Raw genomic sequence first — 4,626 nt, forward strand, 5'->3', positions numbered from 1 at the left:
CCTGGGCCTCGACGACGCGCCCGGTTCGCCGGAGGCGGGCAGGCGCGCCGATCCGGTGGTGCTGGACCTGGGCGGCCCGCACCTGGCGCCCGCGCACGACCCGTGGTCGACGCTCGCGTACGCCGCCCGCACCGGGGACGTACGGGACACCCTTGTCGACGGCCGCGTCCTGATGCGCGACCGTGCGCTCACCACGCTCGACGAGGGCGCCGCCCTCACGGAGCCGGCCGCGCTGGTGTCACGGTCCGGCCTCGTGCGAGCGTCACGGCCCTGTCCCGTACGAGCGTCACGGTCCTGCCCCGTGTGATCGTCACAGGCGTGGTCCGCGGGGTGTCCGGGCGCCGTGGACGGGGCAGTGATCCGGTCACTCCCCCGTACGAGGGGACTGCGGACGCCCACCGCGAAAGCCGTAAGGTTGGGGCGTACGTGAGGGCATGTCGGAAGTGAAGGAGGCGCCGGGTGATCGAGCTCGAGGGGGTTCCCGAGCTGGTCGACCCCGTCATGGTGGCCGCGTTCGAGGGCTGGAACGACGCCGGTGACGCCGCTTCCACCGCGGTCGCACATCTGGACGGTGAGTGGAAGGGCGAGGTGTTCGCGGCGCTCGACGCCGAGGACTACTACGACTTCCAGGTCAACCGCCCCACCGTGTGGCTGGACGGCGGTGTACGCAAGATCACCTGGCCCACGACAAGGTTGTCGGTGGTCCGGGTGGGCGGCGAGAAACCGCGGGACCTGGTGCTGGTGCGGGGCATCGAGCCGTCGATGCGCTGGCGCTCCTTCTGCAACGAGCTGCTCGGTTTCGCCCATGAGCTGGGCGTGGAGCTGGTGGTGATCCTCGGCGCGCTGCTCGGTGACACCCCGCACACCCGTCCGGTGCCGGTCAGCGGGGTCACCTCCGACCCCGACCTGGCGCGCACGATGGATCTGGAGGAGACCAAGTACGAGGGCCCCACGGGCATCGTCGGCATCCTCCAGGAGGCGTGCACGCACGCGGGCGTACCCGCGGTGTCGCTGTGGGCGGCCGTGCCGCACTACGTCTCGCAGCCGCCGAACCCCAAGGCGACGCTGGCCCTCCTGAACCGCCTGGAGGACCTGATCGACCTGCGGATCCCGCTGGGCGAGCTGCCCGAGGACGCCCGGGCCTGGCAGGTCGGCGTGGACCAGCTGGCCGCCGAGGACAGCGAGGTCGCCGAGTACGTGCAGACGCTGGAGGAGGCCCGGGACACCGCCGAGCTGCCGGAGGCGTCGGGCGAGGCGATCGCCCGCGAGTTCGAGCGCTATCTGCGCAGGCGGGACGGGAGCGGTCCGGCGGCGGCGCCCGGTGGCCACGCCACGGAGAGCGGCGACCCCGGTACGTACCTGCGTGACACGCCGGGCGGCCGCACGAGGCCGCCGAAGCCGCAGCGTCCGGGGCCCGCGGACGCCGCCGACACCGGCACCGGTGCTGGTGCCGGCGCCGCGGACTCCCCGGACCCCGATGTCCCGGGCTCAGAGGGCTCAGGAGGCTCAGGGGATTCCTCGGATCCCTCGAATCCTTCGGAGGACTGACCGTGTGAAGGGGCGGTGCGCCACGGGCGCACCGCCCCTCGCTCGTCGTGCCCGGCGCCGGGCACAGGCGTCCGCCGGGGAGCGGCGGAGGGCCCCTCCCCCCATGTTTCGGCCGCGCATGACGTGCCGTCCGGGAGCGCCACGGGGCCGGAGTGCCGTCGTCCCGGCGGCCGGCGGACGCTGTCACCCCAGCACACGACAACCGTCTCCGCAGCATTCGGCCGGATTGTGCCGTGACATCGGTTTCAGGACGAAATCGCCACGCTACCCCATTCACCTTGCCCGCAAACGCGGTTGGCGCACCCGGGGGTGGACGAGTCGGCTCCGGAGGAGCAAGGTGTGCCCCGGAGAGCCCACCGACCGTCCAGCACCTGCACCCGCACGGACCGAAGGGAGCGGCACGCGATGACCGACCAGGTACAGCCGGAGCAGGGCCCGGGAGCCTCCGGGCCGGGGCCCGACGGAGCGGGATTCAACTACCGGGGAGCCGAGCAGGAACTGATCGTCGTCGCCCGGCCCGAGGCCCGGCTGCGCGCCGGGGCCGAGGGCGTCCGTTCGGCGGCCGGTGCCGACGTGTCGTCGCTGGCGATGTTCCTCAGCGACGAACAGCTGGCCCTGGAACCGCTGTTCGGCAGCGAGGAGCGGCTGCGGGCGACGGCCCAGCCCTCCGCCGCGGGCGCCGAGACGCTGCCCGACCTCGGGCTGTTCTACCGGGTGCGCGGCGGCGAGGAGCGGGCCCAGGAACTGCGCTCCCGGATCGCCGCGCTGCCGGAGATCGCCACGGCCTACGTGAAACCGGCCGCCGTACCGGCGTCCCTGGGGTCCGTCGGGCAGAGCGCCGACGAGGACCGGCGGCGCAAGGAGGGCGCGCCCGTCACCCCCGACTTCACCAGCCGTCAGGGCTATCTGCGGCCCGCCCCCGAGGGCGTGGACGCGTACTGGGCCTGGCAGCGGCCCGGCGGCTCCGGCCGGGGCGTCACCGTGATCGACGTGGAGGGGGCCTGGCAGCTGGGCCACGAGGACCTGGCCGCGAAGCTCTCGGGCGTGGTCGTGGGCACCCCGATCCAGGATCTGGCCTGGCGCAACCACGGCACCGCCGTGATCGGCGTGATCGGCGGCGACCGCAACGGGTACGGCATCACCGGCATCGTGCCGGACAGCGTCACGGCCGCCGCGTCCTTCCACGGCATCGGCACGGCGGCGGCGATCAACGCGGCGGCGGACCGGCTCGGCGCCGGCGACATCATCCTGATCGAGCTGCACCGCCCGGGACCGCGGTTCGACCACCGGGAACGCGACGACCAGCGCGGCTACATCCCGCTCGAATGGTGGCCGGACGACTTCGCGGCCATCCGGTGCGCGACCGCCCGGGGCATCCTCGTGGTGGAGGCCGCGGGCAACGGCGGCGAGTCCCTGGACGACGCGGTCTACGAGCGCCGCCCCGACGAGTTCGTCGAGTGGTGGCGCAACCCCTTCAACCCGTCCAACCAGTCCTCCGGCGCGATCCTGGTCGGCGCGGGCGCCCCGCCGCCCGGCACCCACGGCCGCGACCACGGCCCGGACCGCTCGCGTCTGGCGTTCTCCAACTACGGGGCCCGGGTGGACGCGCAGGGCTGGGGCCGCGAGGTCACCACGACCGGCGGCTCCTGGGACCGGCCCGGCGACCTGCAGGGCGGCGCCGAGGAGATCGCCTGGTTCACCGACACGTTCTCCGGGACCTCCTCCGCCTCCCCGGTGGTGGTCGGCGCCCTGGCCGCGCTGCAGGGCATGCTCAAGGCCGCCGGCCAGGAGCCGATGACCCCGGAGAGGGCACGCAAGGTGCTGCGGGCCACGGGCGCCCCGCAGCAGGACGCGCCGGGCCGGCCCGCGTCGCAGCGGATCGGCAGCAGGCCGGACATCAAGGCGGCGGTGGCCCATCTGCTGCCGGGGGCGGTCGGCTCGGGCCAGGCCGAACGGTACTGGGACGAGCTGGTGCCCTATCCGCGTGAACTCCCGCCCAGGCTCCGGCTCTACGTGGCCGGCGGCTGGCGGAGCCTGAACAACCCGTCCGCCGAGATCAGGCAGTCGGTGCAGTCCGCCTTCGCGAGCGGACGGCCCGACGTACGGGTCTGGTTCTCGGACGACGAGATCGTCGGTCTGGTCGTCACGGGCTGACACGACCGGCCGTCGCCCGACCATCGAGCGACCCTTCATCGAGCGACCCTTCAGGGAAGGTGGCACCCGCATGAGCACCACCCCGCAGATGAGTCAGCAAGGCCAGCAGGGGATCGGCCAGCAGGGCCAGCAGGGCCAGCAGGGCCAGCAGGGCCAGCAGCAGGGTCCGAGCACGTCTCCCCCGCAGCAGGGCCCGCAGCAGGGCTTCTTCGGCCAGCAGCCCTTCGGGCAGCAGCAGGGCTTCGGTCAGCAGCAGCCCTTCGGCCAGCAGCAGGGCTTCGGTCAGCAGCAGCCGTACGGCCAGCAGCAACAGCAGCCGTTCGGCGAGCAGGGCATGGGCCAGCAGCAGGGGTTCGGCCCGCAGCAGCTCCCCCAGCACCTGCAGCAGCAGCTCCAGCAGCTGGGCCAGCAGCAGCCGTACCAGCAGTTGCTCCAGCAGCTCGGCGGGCAGCAGCAACAACAGCAGCAGCAGGCGCAGCCGCAGATCGTACGCAGCGCTCTTGAGGCCGTCGCGCTGACGCGGGGCGTCGCGGAGCGCTTCTGGGACGTCGTCACCCCGTTGCCGGGTCAGCCCCCGACGCTCTTCCTGTACGTCGACCAGGCCTGGCGTTCGCTGGTCGACCCGAACCAGGTGACGCACGACGCGGTCCAGGAGGCCTTCGCCTTCGGCCAGCAGGTCCTGGCGATCTACGACCCCGCGACCAGCACCGTCCAGGCCGTGATCGTCAACAAGCAGTGACGCACGGCGGTCCGGTGGACGGAGGGCGCCGGACGGGTCATGACCCGTCCGGCGCCCGACGTCGTACGGCCCGTCTGCGCGGGGACCGCTAGAGCGCCACGCCCAGCAGGGCGTCCACGGCGCGCGAGACGACGCCGGGGGCGCCCTCGTCCGTGCCGCCCGTCCCCGCCTGGAGCGCGGCCCAG

At 73.6% G+C, this 4,626-nt stretch carries 4 protein-coding genes and 1 pseudogene; 4 read left to right on the forward strand and 1 reads right to left on the reverse strand.

Annotated elements, in window-relative coordinates:
- From HO151_RS04825 to HO151_RS04835, 3 genes and pseudogenes are all read left to right on the forward strand, one after another.
- Positions 1-307, forward strand: a pseudogene (locus HO151_RS04825) (hypothetical protein); the annotation flags it as partial.
- A 152-nt stretch (positions 308-459) separates the two neighbouring features.
- Positions 460-1,548 carry a PAC2 family protein gene (locus HO151_RS04830; RefSeq protein ID WP_173894873.1) on the forward strand — a complete coding sequence of 363 codons (1,089 nt, stop codon included), beginning with the start codon at positions 460-462 and terminating at the stop codon, positions 1,546-1,548.
- Between the two features lie 405 nt (positions 1,549-1,953).
- Entirely contained in the window at positions 1,954-3,702 is a 1,749-nt protein-coding gene (locus tag HO151_RS04835) for a S8 family peptidase (RefSeq protein ID WP_173894874.1), read from the forward strand.
- Here HO151_RS04835 and HO151_RS07375 read toward each other — a convergent pair.
- Positions 3,692-4,159 carry a hypothetical protein gene (locus HO151_RS07375; RefSeq protein WP_254594726.1) on the reverse strand — a complete coding sequence of 156 codons (468 nt, stop codon included), beginning with the start codon at positions 4,157-4,159 and terminating at the stop codon, positions 3,692-3,694. The genes HO151_RS04835 and HO151_RS07375 overlap by 11 nt on opposite strands.
- On the opposite strand from HO151_RS07375, the gene HO151_RS07380 reads away from it, so the two are divergent.
- Positions 4,130-4,441, forward strand: a complete 312-nt coding sequence (locus HO151_RS07380; RefSeq protein ID WP_254594727.1) for a hypothetical protein — start codon at positions 4,130-4,132, stop codon at positions 4,439-4,441. The genes HO151_RS07375 and HO151_RS07380 overlap by 30 nt on opposite strands.
- The last annotated feature ends 185 nt before the right edge of the window (positions 4,442-4,626 follow it).

It is taken from the genome of Streptomyces sp. 8P21H-1, assembly GCF_013302945.1.

What these genes read in the sequence shown, in the direction of transcription:
- HO151_RS04835 (WP_173894874.1), top strand. Translation starts at nt 1,954, where the DNA reads ATGACCGACCAGGTACAGCCGGAGCAGGGCCCGGGAGCCTCCGGGCCG.